General features: G+C 42.2%; 19 protein-coding genes. 13 read left to right on the forward strand and 6 right to left on the reverse strand.

Going from position 1 to position 19,021, the window contains the following annotated elements:
* The first annotated feature begins 112 nt into the window (after window positions 1-112).
* Window positions 113-1,339 (forward strand): glutamyl-tRNA reductase, encoded by a 1,227-nt coding sequence (gene hemA / locus DEO27_RS19545; RefSeq protein ID WP_112572970.1) that lies wholly within the window; start codon window positions 113-115, stop codon window positions 1,337-1,339.
* Window positions 1,340-1,657: 318 nt separating this feature from the next.
* On the opposite strand, the gene DEO27_RS19550 is transcribed toward hemA, so the two are convergent.
* Window positions 1,658-2,380: a LytR/AlgR family response regulator transcription factor gene (locus tag DEO27_RS19550; RefSeq protein WP_223817999.1), complete on the reverse strand. Its 723-nt coding sequence runs from the start codon at window positions 2,378-2,380 to the stop codon at window positions 1,658-1,660.
* Window positions 2,381-2,388: 8 nt separating this feature from the next.
* The gene (locus DEO27_RS19555) at window positions 2,389-3,450 is read right to left on the reverse strand and encodes a sensor histidine kinase (RefSeq protein ID WP_190295140.1); all 1,062 of its coding nucleotides are present in this window, start codon (window positions 3,448-3,450) and stop codon (window positions 2,389-2,391) included.
* A 214-nt stretch (window positions 3,451-3,664) separates the two neighbouring features.
* Here DEO27_RS19555 and DEO27_RS19560 point away from each other — a divergent pair, with 214 nt between their 5' ends.
* Window positions 3,665-4,111: a hypothetical protein gene (locus tag DEO27_RS19560; RefSeq protein WP_112572968.1), complete on the forward strand. Its 447-nt coding sequence runs from the start codon at window positions 3,665-3,667 to the stop codon at window positions 4,109-4,111.
* A 120-nt stretch (window positions 4,112-4,231) separates the two neighbouring features.
* Here DEO27_RS19560 and DEO27_RS19565 read toward each other — a convergent pair whose 3' ends face one another.
* Window positions 4,232-4,762 carry a hypothetical protein gene (locus tag DEO27_RS19565; RefSeq protein ID WP_112572966.1) on the reverse strand — a complete coding sequence of 177 codons (531 nt, stop codon included), beginning with the start codon at window positions 4,760-4,762 and terminating at the stop codon, window positions 4,232-4,234.
* A 51-nt stretch (window positions 4,763-4,813) separates the two neighbouring features.
* A complete protein-coding gene (locus DEO27_RS19570) occupies window positions 4,814-7,183 on the reverse strand; it encodes an ABC transporter permease (RefSeq protein WP_112572964.1) in 2,370 nt (789 codons plus the stop codon).
* Window positions 7,184-7,564: 381 nt separating this feature from the next.
* Here DEO27_RS19570 and hemC point away from each other — a divergent pair, with 381 nt between their 5' ends.
* The 8 genes from hemC (at window position 7,565) to DEO27_RS19610 (ending at window position 15,934) form a co-directional block, all read left to right on the forward strand.
* A complete protein-coding gene (gene hemC, locus DEO27_RS19575) occupies window positions 7,565-9,139 on the forward strand; it encodes a hydroxymethylbilane synthase (protein ID WP_112572962.1) in 1,575 nt (524 codons plus the stop codon).
* Window positions 9,140-9,301: 162 nt separating this feature from the next.
* Entirely contained in the window at window positions 9,302-10,273 is a 972-nt protein-coding gene (gene hemB, locus DEO27_RS19580; RefSeq protein ID WP_112572960.1) for a porphobilinogen synthase, read from the forward strand.
* A 167-nt stretch (window positions 10,274-10,440) separates the two neighbouring features.
* Complete coding sequence (hemL, locus tag DEO27_RS19585) at window positions 10,441-11,808, forward strand: glutamate-1-semialdehyde 2,1-aminomutase (protein ID WP_112572958.1); 1,368 nt, start codon at window positions 10,441-10,443, stop codon at window positions 11,806-11,808.
* A gap of 86 nt (window positions 11,809-11,894) precedes the next feature.
* Entirely contained in the window at window positions 11,895-12,770 is an 876-nt protein-coding gene (locus tag DEO27_RS19590) for a sensor histidine kinase (protein WP_112573025.1), read from the forward strand.
* A 14-nt stretch (window positions 12,771-12,784) separates the two neighbouring features.
* The gene (locus tag DEO27_RS19595) at window positions 12,785-13,492 is read left to right on the forward strand and encodes a response regulator transcription factor (RefSeq protein WP_090529686.1); all 708 of its coding nucleotides are present in this window, start codon (window positions 12,785-12,787) and stop codon (window positions 13,490-13,492) included.
* On the forward strand, window positions 13,492-14,055 hold the full coding sequence (locus DEO27_RS19600) for a hypothetical protein (protein ID WP_112572956.1): 564 nt from the start codon (window positions 13,492-13,494) through the stop codon (window positions 14,053-14,055). The genes DEO27_RS19595 and DEO27_RS19600 overlap by 1 nt, the downstream gene beginning before the upstream one ends.
* 119 nt (window positions 14,056-14,174) lie before the next feature.
* The gene (gene hemE / locus DEO27_RS19605; RefSeq protein ID WP_112572954.1) at window positions 14,175-15,200 is read left to right on the forward strand and encodes a uroporphyrinogen decarboxylase; all 1,026 of its coding nucleotides are present in this window, start codon (window positions 14,175-14,177) and stop codon (window positions 15,198-15,200) included.
* A gap of 200 nt (window positions 15,201-15,400) precedes the next feature.
* A complete protein-coding gene (locus tag DEO27_RS19610; RefSeq protein WP_112572952.1) occupies window positions 15,401-15,934 on the forward strand; it encodes a CopD family protein in 534 nt (177 codons plus the stop codon).
* Window positions 15,935-15,938: 4 nt separating this feature from the next.
* Here the strand turns inward: DEO27_RS19610 and DEO27_RS19615 are convergent, their stop codons facing one another.
* Window positions 15,939-16,343: a PIN domain-containing protein gene (locus DEO27_RS19615; RefSeq protein ID WP_112572950.1), complete on the reverse strand. Its 405-nt coding sequence runs from the start codon at window positions 16,341-16,343 to the stop codon at window positions 15,939-15,941.
* On the reverse strand, window positions 16,343-16,522 hold the full coding sequence (locus DEO27_RS19620) for a type II toxin-antitoxin system VapB family antitoxin (protein ID WP_091166939.1): 180 nt from the start codon (window positions 16,520-16,522) through the stop codon (window positions 16,343-16,345). The genes DEO27_RS19615 and DEO27_RS19620 overlap by 1 nt, the downstream gene beginning before the upstream one ends.
* A 156-nt stretch (window positions 16,523-16,678) precedes the next feature.
* Here DEO27_RS19620 and DEO27_RS19625 point away from each other — a divergent pair, with 156 nt between their 5' ends.
* Genes DEO27_RS19625 through DEO27_RS19635 form a run of 3 tightly spaced genes read left to right on the forward strand, consistent with a single transcriptional unit; the run spans window position 16,679 to window position 18,896 of the window.
* Window positions 16,679-17,248, forward strand: coding sequence for an RNA polymerase sigma factor (locus DEO27_RS19625; RefSeq protein WP_112573023.1), 570 nt, complete (start codon window positions 16,679-16,681; stop codon window positions 17,246-17,248).
* Window positions 17,238-18,032 carry a hypothetical protein gene (locus DEO27_RS19630; RefSeq protein WP_146750058.1) on the forward strand — a complete coding sequence of 265 codons (795 nt, stop codon included), beginning with the start codon at window positions 17,238-17,240 and terminating at the stop codon, window positions 18,030-18,032. Before DEO27_RS19625 ends, DEO27_RS19630 begins: the two co-directional genes overlap by 11 nt.
* Window positions 18,033-18,065: 33 nt before the next feature.
* A complete protein-coding gene (locus DEO27_RS19635) occupies window positions 18,066-18,896 on the forward strand; it encodes an outer membrane beta-barrel protein (protein WP_112572946.1) in 831 nt (276 codons plus the stop codon).
* Window positions 18,897-19,021: the final 125 nt, after the last annotated feature.

A 19,021-nucleotide genomic window follows, 5' to 3' on the forward strand; every position in this document is an offset into this window, starting at 1 on the left:
AGCAAGCCGTTTTTATAATTTATAACCATTCCAAATAAGCCTGTTTGACAAAGTGTTGACATAGGATGTGCCGAATAGTGATACTTTTGTTCGGTCAAATTTTAAAACTGCTTTGAAGTATCTAAAGGTAATAGCTTTTACGCACAAACAGATTGAACTGAAGGAATTGGGTAGATTGGTGGTTTGCCAGGAAAATCTGACAGATAAACTTGCGCAGGTTAAAGAGCAGTTTAACATCCCCGAAATTTTTTACCTGGCTACCTGTAACCGTGTCGAGTTTGTGATGACAACCCCACAAGCGGTTGATAAGGATTTTGCCAAAAAATTCATAGAAGCCTTTAACACAGAGCTTTGCCACGATTCGTTGAGCACTTTCATGAATAGCGCGTCTATTTATGAAGATCAGGAAGCCATGGTTCACCTGTTACGTACTTCTTGTTCGTTAGAGAGTTTGATCGTGGGCGAAAAGGAAATACTTGCCCAGTTACGCAGAGCATATGAACATTGCAAAGAGGCTGGCCTAACCGGCGATGCCATGCGCATGATCATGAATTGCGTGGTAAAAACAGCCAAGGAGGTTTACACACATACCAACATCTCCAAAAACCCAATCTCGGTAGTATCGCTGGCTTACCGCAAGCTTAAAGACCTTAATCTTTGCTCAAATGCCCGAATCCTCATCATCGGTGCAGGCGAAACCAACCGCAACATTTCCAAATATCTTCAAAAACATAAATTTTCAAACTTCGCGGTATTTAACCGTACTGTGGCCAATGCCGAAAAATTAGCTGCCGATTTAGGTGGTGAGGCCTTTGACCTGGAAGCTTTGAAAACCTACAATAAAGGTTTTGATGCTATTATCACCTGCACATCTGCAGTTGAGCCTATCATCACTACCGAGATTTACCAATCGCTGTTAAACGGCGAAACAGGCAGGAAAACCATAGTTGACCTTGCCATCCCTAACGATACCGCTCCCGAAGTACTGGAGCAATTCCCGGTTAACTTTATCGAAGTACATTCCCTTAACGAGGTTGCCAAAAAGAACCTGCAGGAACGTTACCACGAACTGGTACACGCCGAAGCTATTATTGAGCAAAACATTGCCGAGTTTGTACAGCAGCTTAAACAGCGCCGTATTGAAGTAGCCATGCGCCAGGTACCTGAAAAAATCAAAGAGATCCGCAACAATGCCATCAACACCGTTTTTGCCGACGAGGTACAGGGCCTGGATGAGCAATCACGCGAGATTTTAGAAAAGGTGATCAACTACATGGAGAAAAAATATATCAGTGTACCCATGATCATGGCGAAGGATATATTGATCAATGAAAATTGATTGAAGTATTTTGCAACCAAGCACTAAAAATTTTCTTTAAGAATCTTGTTTTAAGATATCGATATGCATTTAAAAAAAATGTCATTTCGAACGAGGCACGAGGAGAAATCCTTATCTCTGGTCGAAGTTTAGCGAAGCGTAACTTCGTCCTAAGATGGTTTAAGCTTTCAGCTTAACCAGCCCTGTATCTGGATATATCTTGTTACCTGCAAGCCAGGTGTAAACAACAACTTTAGATATTAGACACGCAAGCAGAATGCTTGCCTTATTTTAGGTTGAAGTTACGCTTCGCTAAACTTCAACCAGCCAATGCCCTCCTTATCGTGCCGATAAGACCTGTTCCAGATCATCCTTAAAATTCCTTCCAATCGGAATCTCCTGGCCACTCAAAATAATACGGTTACTTTCTAAACGAGTTATTTTATTAATAGATACAATAAAAGATTTATGAACCCGGACGAAACGTTTCGGTGGGAAAATATCCAACATCGCCTTGATCGATCCTTTTAACAGGATCTTCTCTTTGCTTGTATAAATTATAGCATAATCTTTTAACCCCTGGATGTGTGTAACCTCATTAAAATAAAGCTTAATACGCTGAACACCACTTTTAACAAAAATAAAATCGGTGCTCTTGTCAGATAAAAGCTCCTCCGCATGGTCATATTGTGCTTTCAGCAATAGAAATTCTTTGATTTTGCTAATAGCCTGCTCAAAACGTTTAAAAGGTATCGGTTTCAGCAAAAAATCAATTACGCCCAGTTCATAGCCTTCAAAAGCGTAGTTACGATAAGCTGTAATAAAAACGGTCACCGGTGGATCTGCCAGCGTTTTCAGAAACTGGATGCCAGTCATTTCGGGCATTTCAATATCCAACAGCAACACATCGGCCCGATGATCTTGCAAATGCCGCAGCGCATCACCCGCGTTACTAAACAAGAATACCGAATGTACGTGATCAATTTTTTCCAGGTAACTATCCAATATTTCAAGCGCAAGCGGCTCATCATCTACTACCACATATTTCAGCAAGGCTTCCATTATCTCTATTATAAATCAATTAACAGTTTTGCCCAAAAGGTATCTTTTCTATCTTCCAGCAGCAGCGTATACCTATTCGGATAAAGCAGGTCCAGCCGTTTCCGCAAATTATCAAGACCAATGCCGCCTTTAGTATGGCCAATCATTAAAACTGGCTTGGCATTTTCTATAATAAACTCCAGCGTATGTCCCTCCATGGCGATGTCCGCCTTTAACCAGCCGCCCTTAGTTTGCTTACCCAGTCCGTGCTTAAAAGCGTTTTCAACCAGCGGCAACAAAAGCAAAGGAGCTATTTCGTATCCGTTTGGTTCAGCATTAATATTCAGATTTATGGCTGCCTCATCGCTAAACCGCAAGCGCTCCAGTTCCATGTAATTATGGAGGTAGCCGATCTCTTTTCCCAGCGGTACTTTTTCACCGGTGCTGTCATACAGCATATATTCCATCATTTCTGATAGTTTCAGTACTACATCCGGGGCGAGTTCTGATTTTTTAAGCGTCAGGGCATAAAGGTTATTCAGGATATTAAACAGAAAATGCGGGTTTACCTGCGCCCGCAGAAAATTAACCTCGGCATTTAGCTTTTCAACGGTAATTTTCTGAATAACCAACTGCTGCCCATACCAGTCCATGCTCAACTTTAGCGCGAGCATTAAGCCCAGGTACCATAGTGTGCTGAAAAAGTTGTAGGATAACGATTCGACCAGGTTGCTGTTACGCATGGGGCCAACTACATAACCATATAAGTAAAAATCGAACAGGCTTTGCGCGGTTAAGTAGCCAATAACCGATAGGATGATTGCTGCAAAATAAGCCAGATATCGTCTTTTTAACAGGTACCGGGGTAAAAAGTATTGCAGGTTAAGATAAGCGATAATAATAAGCAATACGATACGCCCGGTAACGCAGGCCACAAAGTAAGGCATACTGGCTTTATATATGAGGTATCTCTTCTCGTAAATAAAAAAGCCGGTGATCAGCACCCAATAAGCGCCATGCATTAAGATATGTCTTAACGTAACCTTACGTTTTGAAAACGGCAGTTTAAGTGGTTTATCCAACGCATCCATTTTGATGTTTCATATCATTTAGCATAAAAGAAACTAAAAGCATTTCGCCCGCAAAATTATATCGACAAACTGCGCAAATAATAGAGGAAGATACGGATAAAAGGGCTGATATCTATTTTTCAGGTTGTTGGTCTACTAATTTTCGGCCTCATTTCCGGTTGCCTTAATATTGCATGCACAAACAAATAAGTATTTCATTTAAAACTTTTTAATCATGAAACACATCAAATTTTATCAGGCGTTTATAGGATTATTTACGCTGATAACGCTAAGTTTTACCGAATCGGGGTTCGCAAGCAAATTTGGGCTGGACGGTTACGAGATCTACTTAAACAACAAGCTCATCCTGAAACAATACGTAAACCAGCCCCTTAATTTAAGAGTATTACAACTCACTAAGGCAAATGAGGGCGATGAGCTGCGCATTAAGTATAACCATTGCCAAACCAAAGGCCCGGGTACAGGGCGCAGCCTTACCCTTCAGGACGAAAAGGGTAACACATTGAAAAAATGGGACTTTGCCGATGCCTCTGATTTTGCTATGGTGGTACCCGTAAAAGACTTGTTGCAGCTGGAAAAGAAGAATAACAATCATGAACTCAGTTTACATTATACATCGCGCGAGCGACCTAATGGCGAGATGCTGGCAATGCTGAAGTAAAGACATGGTTATTTGCCTGCTACATATTGTATCCATCAACAACAATATGTAGCAGGCCTTTATTTGGGTAGTTCAAATACCAAGGGCTTTATAAGCCCGGCACTAATCATTGGTTCACCATCATTTCCAATAATAAAACGAACCTGATAAAGGGCGTTTATCGTTCTTCCATTCTTTTGCTAACTGAGCAGGAGATTTATACTTATTCCTGTCCCACCATTTTTGATATAAAGCCTTCATCTCTTTCATATCGGTATACTCCAGTTGCAGATGCTTATAAAATATTATCTCTACAGTTTCATCCGGCTTTCCGTTTAAACTCCCTTTCTGAATATGCTCGATTAAGTACATGGCCCACAGACCAACATAATCGCGGCGTTTGAGATTAGCAAACGATGATTGGAAATCATCTTTCTCACCAAAAACAAGTTTCTCGTTCCAGTCAATTTTGTCGATCAAAAAAGGGACGGCGCTTTTCCCGGCATTAAACAATTTTTCCTGAAGCTCAATTGTTGTAGCACTATCAAGTTTGGCCTGTATATATTTACCTGCCAGCTTCTTTAAACTATCCTGCACCTGGCAACGAACTGTTCCAGGAAAAACCAGGCTAAGTATTATTAATAAAAGGCTGAGTCTTTTCGCCAGGAGCATTGTGATATACGGCTTAATTGTTAAACTAAGTTAACATTAATAAGCACACCATCACTCCGTCCTTAAACTCTTTATCGGATTAACCGTAGCGGCTTTTACAGATTCATAGCCCACCGTGATCCAGGCGATTGCTAACGCGGCTACAGAGGCTACGAAAAACACGGTCCAACCCACGTTGATGTGGTAAGCAAAACCCGATAACCAGCTATTTGCCGCGTACCAGGAAAGCGGGATAGCTATCACTATGGCAATGAGGATTAACCTCGTAATCCCTGATGATAGTAAATAAACCAGGTTTACTACAGATGCACCTAATACTTTACGCACGCCAATCTCTTTGGTGCGCTGCTCGGCCATAAATGCCGATAAACCATATAAACCCAGGCAGGAAATAAAGATACCCAAACCTGAAAAAAGGTTAAAGATATTACCCATCTGCTGTTCACCTTTGTAAAGTTTGGATAGCTCCTGATCAATAAAATCAAATTTGAAAGGATAGGCCGGGTTTAGTTGCTGGCTAATTACTGATAAAATCTTAATAGTAGCCTCGGTTTTTCCAGGCAATGTCCGTACCACCACATAGCCACCAACTTTATTAAAAGGTATAACCAAAGGCTCAATGGCTTGCTGAACGGGCTTAAAATTAAAATCTTTTACAACTCCAACAATTGTACCCTTATTGCCCCAAACCGCTAATGGTTTGCCTACAGCAGTGCTTGCATTAAGGCCCATTACCTTCGCCATTTTTTCGTTGATCATATAATTATTCGAGTCGGTTTTAAAAGCCGATGAAAAACTGCGGCCGGCGGCTAATTTTATTCTGAAGGTGCGCGTAAAATCTCCGTCGACAGCCATTACCGGGACAGACATTTGCGAACGCGGATCTTTGCCATTCCACTGCACATTAAGTGTCCAGCCGCCAAGTTCAGTTGGCAAATCGGTAATTGTGGTAAAATCGCTCGTAAGCGAGGTTTGTCTCAATATATTTTTCAAAGCCTCCTGCTTATGCCACATCTCACCTGTCATTGGCATATATAAAAGATTAGCCTTCTCGAAACCTGGGTTTCTGTCCCTAATAAATTTAAGCTGATTATAGATAACTACCGTACCCACCAGCAATACAATAGATACCATGAACTGAACTACGACCAAAGTATTCCTGAAAAACAAATTACCTCCCATCGACTTCATATTCCCCTTAAGCACTTTAACGGGGTTAAATCCTGAAAGAAATAAGGCCGGATAACTACCCGAGATGATACCGGTTACCAATGCAATACCGGCAAGACTAAACCAAAGTTTCGCGTCCGACAAATTAATGACGAGCTTCCTGTTAGCCAGACCATTAAACACCGGCAAAAACATACGAACGATAACAAGCGCAAGCAAAAGGGAAAGAAAAGCAATAAATATCGATTCACTTAAAAACTGAATCACCAGTTGGCCGCGCACAGCACCTGCAACCTTGCGTAAGCCTATTTCTTTAGCTCTTCGTGCTGAGCGCGCGGTAGCCAGGTTCATAAAGTTGATACAGGCTACAACAAGTATCAATATGGCAATCACAAAAAAGATGCTTACATACTGTGAATTCCCGTGCCCCGGCGAATCTCCTAATCTTTCAGGAGCAAGATGTATTTGGGTTAAGGCTTGTAATTTAAATGTTGCCTTGGTATCAGGGCTATGTTTATGAAAAATCTGACCAACTTGTGTTTCAAGTTTAGCTATGTTAGCTGAAGAGGGATCGAAATTTTCATCTAATTGAACATACCCATAAAAGTTAAAATTGCTCCATTCATTATTTTTCAGATCGTTGTTGGTTTGAGCAATCAAAGCCATTGGAAGCAGAATGTCAAATTGCAGATCGGAATTGCCCGGAATATTGGCCATAACACCCGTTACAACCAGGTTATCTTTGTTATCTTTTCGGATTATTTTTCCAATAGGATTCTCTTTCCCGAAGTATTTTGTAGCAATATCTTGTGTTATTAAAACACCATTGGCCAGGTTCAAAGCCGTGGCACGATCGCCCTTTATTAAAGGATATGAAAATATATCCATAAATCCCGGATCAGCGTAAAAAACATGCTCCTCCTGAAATTTCCGGTTGTTAACATCAAATAAAACAGAAGGAAAACCCGGGTACAACCGGGCAGCGTTTTTAACAGCAGGTATCTCCGCTTTTAACCCAAAGGGCATTCCTGCCGAACTTGCCGCCGTTTTAGAATCGCCAAAATCACTGTCGATACGGTAAATCTGCGCGGCATTTTTATTAAATTTATCGTAACTCAATTCATTTTGCACCCAAAGCAAAATCAGGATACTTGAGGCAAGTCCTATCGCTAAACCCGATATATTGATAATAGAATATGCCTTGTCTTTTAAAATATTCCGGTAAGCCAGTTTAAAATATGTTTTGAACATAGGTATGTTAATTGCAGAGATGTTAAACTTAAACCTTTATTTAATACAGCTGAATACTTAAAACTCATGCCATCTATTTAAAATACTGATAAACAATAATTTAAATAAACACAACCTATTATATCGTTCGGAAACGTTACAACCGGTGTGCGTTTTTGCCCGATACAGCGGCAGTCGGCAACGACGATTATGATCCTTTCACCGCACAAATATCCGGGCGCGGGACTTGTTTGCCGTCTATGCGATATGCAAGGTAATTTTACACTGCACCTAACCCACACATTACAGTCATTTTGTTGCAATTAACAATAATTCGTTATGTTGTTGTGCCTTATCATCGGCATAAAAAATTAAATTTGCAGCTGTAAAACATTCATTCTTTTGGACAGAAAACTGATTATAGGAACCCGTGGCAGCGAATTGGCTTTATGGCAGGCCAATTTCGTTAAAGACAGCCTTGCTGCCATTAACATTACCGTCGAGTTAAAGATCATTAAAACCCAGGGCGACCGTATCCTGAACCTCAGCTTTGATAAGCTGGAAGGTAAAGGCTTTTTTACCAAAGAATTAGAAGAAGAATTAATTGCAGGCACTATAGATATCGCGGTCCACTCACATAAGGACCTGCCAACCGAAAATCCTCCGGGACTCATTATCGCAGCAGTTTCAGAACGGGAAGATCCGGCTGAACTGTTGTTGATCTTGAAAGATTGCGTTGATGTGCACCAAAAGCTATCTGTTAAATATGGCGCCATTGTGGGCACATCGTCAAACCGCCGCAAAGCGCAGCTATTGGCCCATCGCCCCGACCTTGAAATTGAAGATCTTCGCGGTAACGTGCCCACCCGTATTGGTAAGCTCCGCGATGAAAAATATGATGCTATTATGCTGGCTAAAGCCGGCGTTACCCGTTTAGGCCTTGACCTGAGCGAGTTTCATGTGGAAGAGATCACCCCGGTTGAGCTCATTCCGGCACCTGCACAAGGCGCGCTGGCTATCCAGATCCGCGAAAACGACCATGAGCTTTTTGAAGCCCTGCAAGCACTGCATCATACCAATGTTGCCGAAGAGCTTGCTGTTGAGCGTACCGTATTGAAATTATTTGGCGGTGGCTGCCACTTGCCTTTGGGTTGTTATTGCCGTAAGGAAGATGGTCTTTTCCAGGTATTTACCTCTAAAGCCAACGAAGGCGATGAGTTTCCTGACAGGTTATTTTTAGAAGCGCCGACTACTGAAGGCCTGGCAGAAAAAGTAGTAGCTAAATTTGCGAAAGGTCGTAAACACCCTGCAAGCGTATTTATTTCGCGTGAGCTTGGCGAACAAAGCTACTTCCGCAAAGCGCTTGAAAAACACGGCATTGCAATTGAAGATCGTTCACTGATCCGTACTGTGCCCGTAATCACCCGCTTTGACTCATACATATTAAAAAATATCGACTGGGTATTCTTCTCCAGCAAAAATGCTGTTGAATACTTTTTCCAGTTAAACCCTCAATTCCCTAAAAAAGTGAAATTTGGGGTAATGGGCAGTGGCAGCGAAGAAATGCTTCGCCGTAAAGGTCACTTTACCGACTATGTTGGGGAAGGTACTGATACCGCCGAAGTTGCTGAAGAATTTGCCAAACTGGCCAACGGCAAAATCGTACTGTTCCCGGGTGCCGAAAGCCCAATGAGGAGCATACAACAAGGCTTATCTGCCGATACCAAGATAATCGACTTGCCGGTTTACGAAACTGTACTGGAAGAAGATGTAGAAGCCAGCGGTGCCGATGTGATGGTGTTTACCAGCCCATCAAACGTAGAGGCCTACTTTGCCGATAACCTGCTGGACCCATATCAAAAGGTGGTGGCCATAGGTAAATCAACCGGCAAAAAATTTGACGAAATGGGTGTAAAATACACGCTCCCCTACTCACCCGACGAAGTTGGGCTGGCAGAGGCAGTGTTTGGACTTTAAAAACGTCATTGAGTCATTTGGTCATTGAGTCATTTTTTTTAATGACGAACAATGCCCTTATGATTCAATGACATTACAAAACGTTGTTGAGTAGTAGGTTATTCAGTCTTTTTTAAAGGCGACGAGCAATGACATAGTGACCCAATGACATAATGAGTAAATATGTTACAACGACCAAGAAGGAATCGTAAAAGCGAAGTGATACGCCAGATGGTGCAGGAAACACATGTTAGCGCTGCTAACCTGATTTTCCCGCTGTTTATTATTGACGGCGTAAACCAGAAAAGTGAAGTGGCCTCAATGCCGGGCATTTTCCGTTATTCTATTGATAACCTGCTGCGCGAAATTGAAAGCTGCCTTAAACTGGGCTTAAAATCTTTTGACCTGTTCCCAAATATCTCCGAAGAACTGAAAGACAAGTTCGCTACTGAAAGTTACCGTGATGAAAGCCTTTATTTACGTGCTATTCGCGAGGTAAAGAAAAACTTCCCTGAAGCCTGCGTAATTACCGACGTAGCGATGGATCCGTACAGCAGCGACGGACATGATGGTATTGTAGAGAACGGCGTGATCCTGAATGATGAAACGCTTGACGTTTTAGGCAAGATGGCTTTGGCGCACGCACAATCAGGTGCTGATATCATTGCCCCATCAGATATGATGGACGGTCGTGTGGGTTACATCCGCAATGTTTTGGATGATAACGGCTTTACCAATGTGTCTATCATGTCGTATTCCGCTAAATATGCCAGCGCTTTTTATGGCCCGTTCAGGGACGCCCTTAACTCGGCACCTAAATTTGGCGATAAAAAAACCTACCAGATGAACCCCGCCAACCAGCGCGAAGCCCTGATTGAGGCTGAACTGGACGAGATTGAAGGCGCGGACTTCCTGATGGTAAAACCAGCCCTGCCCTACCTTGACGTTATTAAGCTGATAAAAGATAATACCGAACTGCCTGTTGCTGCCTACAACGTAAGTGGCGAATATGCCATGATCAAAGCCGCTATACAACGTGGCTGGCTAAACGAGCAACGTGCCATCACCGAGGTGCTTACCAGCATCCGTCGTGCCGGAGCTACTGCTATTTTAACTTACCATGCCAAAGAGGTTTTGGAGAATAAGTGGTTGTAGTTAGTGATTAGAGGTTAGAGATAAGAGGTTAGGAAATTAAAATATTAAAATAACCGTCATTGCGAGGCACGAAGCAATCCCCAATAAGCAGTTCCGCCCTGTATAGTTCGCGATTGCTTCGTTCCTCGCAATGACGGTTTTGAAAAAAATAGCTTTAAGCTTACAATATGTTCGATTCAATAAAAAAGATGTTTTCTGCAGAGGATGAACCGGTAAATACAACGGGCAAGCCCGATATCAGTCGTGAAAAATCGGCCGAGCTTTATGCTAAGGCCCAGACTTACTTTCCAGGTGGGGTAAACTCGCCGGTAAGGGCTTTTAAGTCTGTTTATGGCACGCCGCTGTTTATTCAAAAAGGTGATGGCAGCCATATCTGGGATGCGGATGGCAATGAGTTCATTGACTTCTGCTGCTCATGGGGACCACTGATCCTTGGCCACAACAATGCCAAAGTAAGGGAAAAAGTTATCGAGGTAATGCAAAACGGCATGAGCTTCGGTGCTCCTACCGCGCTGGAAAATGAACTGGCCGAGCTTATCCTGAAAAACAATAAGTTTATTGAAAAAATTCGTTTTGTGAGCTCGGGTACTGAGGCTGTAATGTCGGCCATCAGGTTAGCCAGAGGATATACCAAACGCGATAAGATATTAAAATTTGAAGGTTGCTATCATGGTCACGCCGATGCCTTATTGGTAAAAGCAGGTTCTGGATTGGTTACTTTCGGCGAAACTTCATCTGCCGGTGTACCTAAATCAGTTGCCGACGAAACCATTGTGGTAGCGCTTAATGATAAAGAAGCTTTGGCTAAAGCTTTTGAAGAGTTTAAAGACCAGATTGCGGCTGTAATTATTGAGCCTGTACCGGCAAACAACGGCCTGCTATTGCAGGAAAAAGAATACCTGCAATACCTGCGCGATATCTGTACTCAAAATGGCACTATGCTGATATTTGATGAGGTGATCTCAGGCTTCCGTGTTGGCTTTGAAGGCGCGGCCGGTTACTACCAGATCAAACCTGATATCATCACCTATGGTAAAATTATCGGTGGTGGTATGCCTGTGGGTGCTTATGGCTCATCGGCGGCAATTATGAGCAATATTTCGCCAGAGGGTTCGGTTTACCAGGCAGGTACATTATCAGGTAATCCAGTTGCTATGGGTGCCGGTATCGCCCAGCTTAGCGAGCTTTTGCGCATAGGCTTTTACCGAGATCTGAACAATAAAACAGAAGAGTTCGTAGAAGCAATTCAGCGTTTTGCTACGGCTCGTAATTATAAATTCAAAGTGTTTGGCATAGGCTCTATATTTTGGTTTGCTTTTACAGATAAAGAGTATATTCGTAAAGCCGAAGATATTGATGCTTCAAGCATGGAAAAATTCAAGAAATTCCACCGCGAGTTGCTTAACCGGGGCATTTATTTAGGTCCGTCGGGCTACGAGGTTGGTTTTATATCATCGGCACATACCAAGATTGACCTGGAGAAAACAAAACGTGCTATATTTGATAGTTTAGATTTAGTATTTAACGGTAAATAAGTTGGCAGTTGCCGGTAGGCAGTTTGCAATTGAATATGCAAACTGAAAAAATACTGCCAACAGCAAACCGCAAACTGAAAACTCGAATGAAAAAGTCATTTGTTATTTTTTACGCGCTTATCACCTATGCCGTTGCCGAACTGGTATGGTGGGGCTATATGCTGGTTACGCTGCAACCGCGTCGCACTGGCATGATCCTGGGCGAAGGGGCCATGTTTGTTGCCGTATTTTTAATTGGCGCAATCAACCTGCACCGTTCTTTTAACAAAGAACGTAAACTGCAAGAGCAGAAAAAAAACTTCCTGCTTTCGGTAACGCATGAATTGAAATCGCCGCTGGCATCTATCAAGATCCTGCTGCAAACCATTCAAAAGAGGCAACTGAGCAGGGAGCAGATCCTTGATTTTATCGACAAATCGTTAAACGACGTTGAACGCTTGGATGATATGGTTGAAAACATGCTGCTGGCGTCTAAAATAGAAAATCGCTCATACAGCTTTCCTAAGGCAAGCTTTAATCTTTCGGTTTTGGTTGATAGCATTGTTAACCGCCTGCAGATCACCAAATGCGATTGCAACCAGCAGATCATCGAAGCTGAGATAGAACCTAAGGTTGAGATTGTTGGCGATAAGTTTGCCCTTACATCGGTTGTGACCAATTTGATAGAAAACGCTGTGAAATATTCAAGCCCATGCTCATCTGTGGGGGTAAAGCTGTTTTCGAAAGATGATAAAGTTTATTTACAGGTAGCCGATCATGGTATCGGTATAGCCGACGAGGAAAAGACGCGCATTTTTGATCGCTTTTACCGCGTAGGCAGCGAAGAAACCCGTAACACTAAAGGCACCGGACTGGGCCTTTATATTGTTAAGGAGGTGTTGGATAAACACCAGGCCAGCATCAGGGTTAAGGATAACCGCCCTGCTGGTAGTATTTTTGAAGTTACATTTGGATTAACCTAAATTAGAATATGAGCATGCCAAACAAAAAAAGGATTTTATTGGCCGAAGACGAAGAGCATTTGTTAGAAGCAATTAAGCTTAACCTTGAGCTGGAAGGCTACAAGGTAACTCCGGCTAAAAACGGCAAAAAAGCTTTACAACTGTTTAAAGAAGAGCGTTTTAACCTGGTAATACTTGACGTAATGATGCCCGAAATTGACGGCTTCGTTGTTGCGGAAACCATCAGGCTTGAAAATACAGAAGTACCTATCATGTTCCTTACGGCAAAAAACACCAATGAGGACAAGATCTCGGGTCTGAAAAAAGGAGCTGACGATTATCTTACCAAACCATTTAACCTTGAGGAACTTATTTTAAGGGTGAACAACCTGGTAAAACGCAGCCTGAAAGGTGAAGACCTGAAAGAGTTTAACAGCTATAAGATTGGCGATAAAACCATCCACTTTAACTCGTTTGAACTTGTTAATGAAGATGGCTCAATTACCGCCCTTACCAAAAAGGAAACCATGTTGCTTAAATTGTTGATTGAGCGCCGTAATGACGCCGTATCACGTGAGCAGATCCTGGAAACCGTTTGGAACTATGACGTTTATCCGTCAACCCGTACTATCGATAACTTTATCTTAACCTTCCGCAAGTATTTTGAACCAGATCCTAAAAACCCGGTTTATTTTCACTCTATCCGCGGTGTAGGCTATAAATTTACCGATAACCAGCATTAATGTTCAGTAACAGGATACGTATTTTCATTGCGTTTATATTTCTGCTGTCGTTAGGTGTGTTGATGTATTTCCGTGTTTATGAGCTTGCAGCAGTAGCGGCAATGATGATCATCCTGCTTATCTGGGATTATTTCAGACAGGGTACTTTAATTGTTGCATCCAAACATTTTCATGTAAAGGATTATGACAAAACAGCTGCCTCACTAAAGGAGATTATGAAACCCGAATGGCTCAGCAAAAACCGCAGGGGATATTATGAGTTTATATACGGCGGTTTATGTCTGCAAAGGCAGGAGTTTGAGGAGGCCGAGAAACATTATGAAATTGCGGCACAGTACCCTTTACGTTCGGTTAATGATCACGTAGCCGCCTTAGTTAGCGTGGCTAATATCAGCATCAGGCGCGGCAACCTTGAAAAAGCCAAAGCCTACCTGCAATTAGCCGAAAAGCACAAAGAAAAAATAACCGCCAAAATGAAGGAGGTGATAAGCCGCCTTCAGCAGGAATTGAAAAAAGAGCCAGGAAAGAAGAGTCAAGACTTTAAGAGACAGGATTCAAGATAAAAAAGTCGGGAGACAAGGAAGTAAGAAAACAAGACGGCAAGAGTCAGGAAGCAAGAATTAGGAAGAAACACGTTATCTTCTTGGCTCTTGATTCTTGACTTCTTGTATCTAACCAAAATATGAGAGATTCGTTATTAATAAAAGCGGCATTTTCGGAGCAAACAGAACGCCCGCCGGTTTGGATGATGAGGCAGGCAGGCCGCTTTATGAAAGAGTATTGGGACATTAAAAACAAATACTCGTTCCTTGAAATGTGTAAAACACCGGAGATTGCTGCCGATGTTACCATGCTACCGGTTGACCTGTTGGGAATTGACGGTGCAATTTTATTTTCAGATATCCTGGTAACAGGCGAAGCCATGGGCGGCGACCTGAGCTTTAACGCAGGCGTTGGTCCGCTGTTTGCTAATCCGGTACGTACACAGGCAGATATTGATAACCTGCAAACAGATGTATTGGACAAACTTCAATATGTTGGCAATGCTATCAAAGTTATTCAGCAACGTCTTGCAGGTCGTATTCCTTTGATCGGTTTCGCAGGAGCGCCATTTACCGTAATGAGCTATTTGGTTGAAGGCGGATCATCAAAAGATTTTAAACGCACCAAATTAATGCTGCACAATGAGCCGGAAATGGCCCATCAGCTCTTATCAAAAATAGCAACTGTTACAGCAGATTACCTGAATATGCAGATTGCAGCTGGTGTAAATGCAGTACAGATCTTTGACAGCTGGGCACAGGCTTTAGCATGGGATGATTATAAAGAATTTAGTCACCGTTATATTGCCGAGATCATCAGCAAGCTAAACCGTAAAGATATCCCGGTGATCTCTTTCTGTAAAGGCAGTTCGGTTTTCGCACCGTTAATGGCCGAAGCTAAACCGGATGTAATTTCAATCGACTGGAATGTTGATCTGTTAGATATCAAAAAACGTTTACCGGCAGGCGTAGCGGTGCAAGGCAACCTTGATCCGCATATTCTTTATGCCGATAAAAAAGTAATTAAAGAACGCATCTATCGCCTGTTCGACCGTATGAAAGGCGAAAATGGCTTCATCTTTAACCTGGGTCACGGCATTATGCCTGATATCCCGTTTGATAATGTGAAGTACGCGGTGGAAGTGATAAAAGAATACAGAAACTAAGAATAAATAATCCGGCGAGGGCTGGGAAGTGCGATTCCCCTCTTGAGAGGGGTGTAGGGTTGTGTTAACCAGGCGATAAGAACGCGGACGAAACACACCCCTGCTAACGCTCTTTTCTATAGCTCCCCTCTCAAAAGGGGATTCTAATCGCCAGTAATTTTAACGCTAAAAAACTCCCCCTTTAGGGGGCCGGGGGGCAAATGTACCAATACTTTCTCGCTATACACATCATTTTTGTAGTCTGCTGGATGGCGGGGCTGTTTTATATTGTGCGCCTGTTTATCTATCATACCGAAGCACAGGATAAACCCGAACCCGAGCGCACCATTCTCTCCAAACAATTTGAAATTATGGAAAGCAGGCTATGGAACGTTATAGCCAAACCATCCATGTTGCTTACCATATTGGCGGGTTGTACCATGCTGTATTTATATCCGGCATGGTTAAAAATGCCATGGCTGCATATCAAATTGGCTTTCGTAATTGGCCTGGTAGGCTATCATCACATTTGCGAATCCAAAATAAAACAAATGCGTAAAGGCATTTTCAAATGGACGTCAAACCAGTTACGCCTTTGGAACGAACTCGCAACCATTTTTCTATTTGCCATTGTTTTCCTCGCTGTAAAAAAAGATACTTTAAGCTGGGTGTTTGGCGTAGTAGGAATAGTTTCTTTAGGTGTGATTTTGATGATCGCCGTTAAGATTTATAAAAGGTATAGGGAGAAGAAATAAAAGGCTAATTGAACTCTACTGTTCTTAAAGTTGAGTTCTGGGCTATAAAGTGAAAATCTTTATCGTCATGGAGTAAAGCTATCTTATTATTTATTGCATATAAAGCTATCAAGCAATCATTGGCTTTACGAATGGTAACCCCTTTTCTTCTCAAATCCCTATATAAAGTTGCCGCTTGAACAGTAATTTTATAAGGATCTTCAACCAATTTTGTCATACTATCAAAGTAAGATTTTACTTTCCTCAATTCTGATTCAGAAACAATACCTTGCAAGATTTCCTGTACTATTGTAGGGCATGTTGCTACTACAATATTCGCAAGATTATTCTTCAAGTATTTGCTCGATTCTGTTTCAATTCCTTTAAAAAAATTGACCCATACGGACGTATCTACCAAAATGATGTCCATTATTCAAAAGCCTTATCATCAAGTTCAACCTTTCCCCATAATTCAGCAAGCTTCTTTTGATTTTCGATTGTTACATATAATTTCAAAGCTTCTTCAATTACAGCTTTTTTCGTTTTTATATTACCCAATTTCTGAGCCTTAGCTATTAGCTCATCATTAATATCTACATTCGTCCTCATACACACAAATTTTAATAAATATACACAAAAGCATCAAATAAAATATCTATTCTTACATTTCTATTTAACTCGATTTTCTACCACTGAAACTATTTATCAAAATATTTACACCACCATGCAACCATTTACATCACTCTACCATCTTACTTATAAATGATGTTTTTGGAACCTAAATATACCATTCAGCAATTGATAGACCGCTGCCGGGCCGGCGAGCGAAAGGCGCAGGAACTGCTTTATAAACAGTTTGCCTCAAAAATGCTGGGGGTATGCATGCGCTACGCTACCGACCGCATGGAGGCCGAAGACATGTTGCAAAATGGTTTTATAAGGGTGTTCAAAAAGATGGATGATTACCGGGGTGACGGATCATTCGAGGGGTGGGTTAGGCGCATTATGGTTCACAGTTCAATTGAGTATTATCGTAAACATCACAAAATGATGCAGGTAATTGATATTCAAGAGGCAGGGCATGAGCCGTCTGTTAATCCCCTGGCCGCGGCCAATCTTGATGCAAAGGTGCTGATGGGCATGATACAGCAACTTGCGCCGGGATACCGGATAGTGTTTAACCTTTACGCGCTGGAAGGTTATTCACACAAGGAGATAGCAGAAATTGTTGGCATTACCGAGGGTGCCTCTAAATCGCAGCTATCAAGGGCTCGTACAATATTGAAAGAACAAATTGCTAAAATGGAGGGCAAAAGTTATGGATATGCAGGATAAGGAACTGGACAGGCTGTTTCAACAAAAGCTTGATAACCTGGAAATACAACCATCGGCCCGGGTGTGGCAGGATATCAGCACCGAGTTAAACGCCGATAAGCGTAAAAGAATATTATTGCCATTGCTAAGCGCGGCAGCTGGTGTAATATTGCTGATTACCGCGGGGCTCCTGTTTATTCCTAAGCAGCCGGTTAAGGATAACGACAAGCATCATTCAACAGAAATAGCTAAAACACATGAACCAATAAAACAGCCTGTAGCAGTTAAAATTGAGCCCGTGGTGCCTCCAACCCCGGCCCAAAACAAAGTACCTGCAAATCCGGTTATAGCACCAGTTAACAACATTGCACAAACCAGGAAAATTAAATCAAAAAACAATTTGACGCCAGCCATACCACAGCCAGCAACCTCTGCTCAACCACCTGTAATCGCCCATGAAGGTGAACCTTTATTTGCAAGCGACCCTGCCGCAGATTATCATGTTGTTAAAACCGCCGCCCCGGATACAACAACAAAGATCAGCCCAAAGGCAACCCTTATCAACAGCGAAAAAACACAGCCCGTGTTAATAGCCCAAACACCTGTACAGCCTGCTCCGGCAACTGCAAAACCTGTTAAAAAACATCGGATCCGTAGCCTCGGCGATGTTTTTAATGTGGTAATTGCCGCTGTTGATAAACGTAAAGACAAAGTGATTGAATTTAGCAATACCGATGAAGACGATGCCACCATTACCGGCTTAAACCTCGGCTTTATTAAAGTAAAAAAAGACAAAGACAAATAATATTTTAGCGAACGATAGTTATACCACAATAATATGAAACGCCTGACTTTTACCATCATAATGTGCCTTGCTGCGAGTTTTGTTTTCGCCCAAAGCACCCCAGCCGATTCTTCACAAAGCGCTACAGACACTACCACCCATAAAAAGCACGTCAAAGTAAAGCTTGGCTTTGGTGATGATGTGGCACAGGTTAATATTAACAATGACAGGTCCGATACCGCTTACCATGCTCACAAAGCGCCTGGCTTTTCATTCGGTGTAACCTTTTCAAGGATCGACCTTGGCTTTGCTACTTTGGTGGATAACGGCAGCTTTACCCTGTCTGACAAAAATAAGTTCCTGAGCTATCGCCAGTGGAAAACCAGCAATTTTGGTTTTGATGTGCTGCAATTTGGTTACCGTTTTAACAGCGCTTTCAAGATCTATGTTTCCGGCGGGTTCGACTGGACGCATATCCGCCTGCGTAATGATATTACCATACAGCGTAACGCCCCTGTTTTAACCTACGTACAGGACAGTATCCATTACAGCAAAAACCGTTTTTCATCAAGCTATTTGCGTATCCCCCTATCCTTTTACTACCGTAGCCATGAAGACGACCGCGGAAATTACTTCAGGTTAGTTGCAGGTCCGGAGATCGGGATCTTGCTAAACGGTCGCGTAAAACAGATCAGTGAAGAAAATGGTAAGCAGAAATTTAATGATGATTACCATTTTGCCAAACTTCGCAAAGGGGTGTTTGTACGCATGGGTTACGGTATTATGGGCCTGTATGCCAAATATTACTTCAACGATATGTTTGAAAACAGTCCCGATCAAAAAGGTCTGAGGAACTTCTCGTTTGGGTTAACATTTGGTTTTTAAGCTCCTGAACCATTATGCTGAACCATGATTTTTAGGATTTAAGGATTATCATGATAGGTAAATGACCTGCTCCATCCTTTAATCCTTAAATCAGGCAAATCATGGTTCAAACGTTTATCTTTGCC

It is taken from the genome of Mucilaginibacter rubeus (genome assembly GCF_003286415.2).
Classification (GTDB): Bacteria; Bacteroidota; Bacteroidia; order Sphingobacteriales; family Sphingobacteriaceae; genus Mucilaginibacter; species Mucilaginibacter rubeus_A.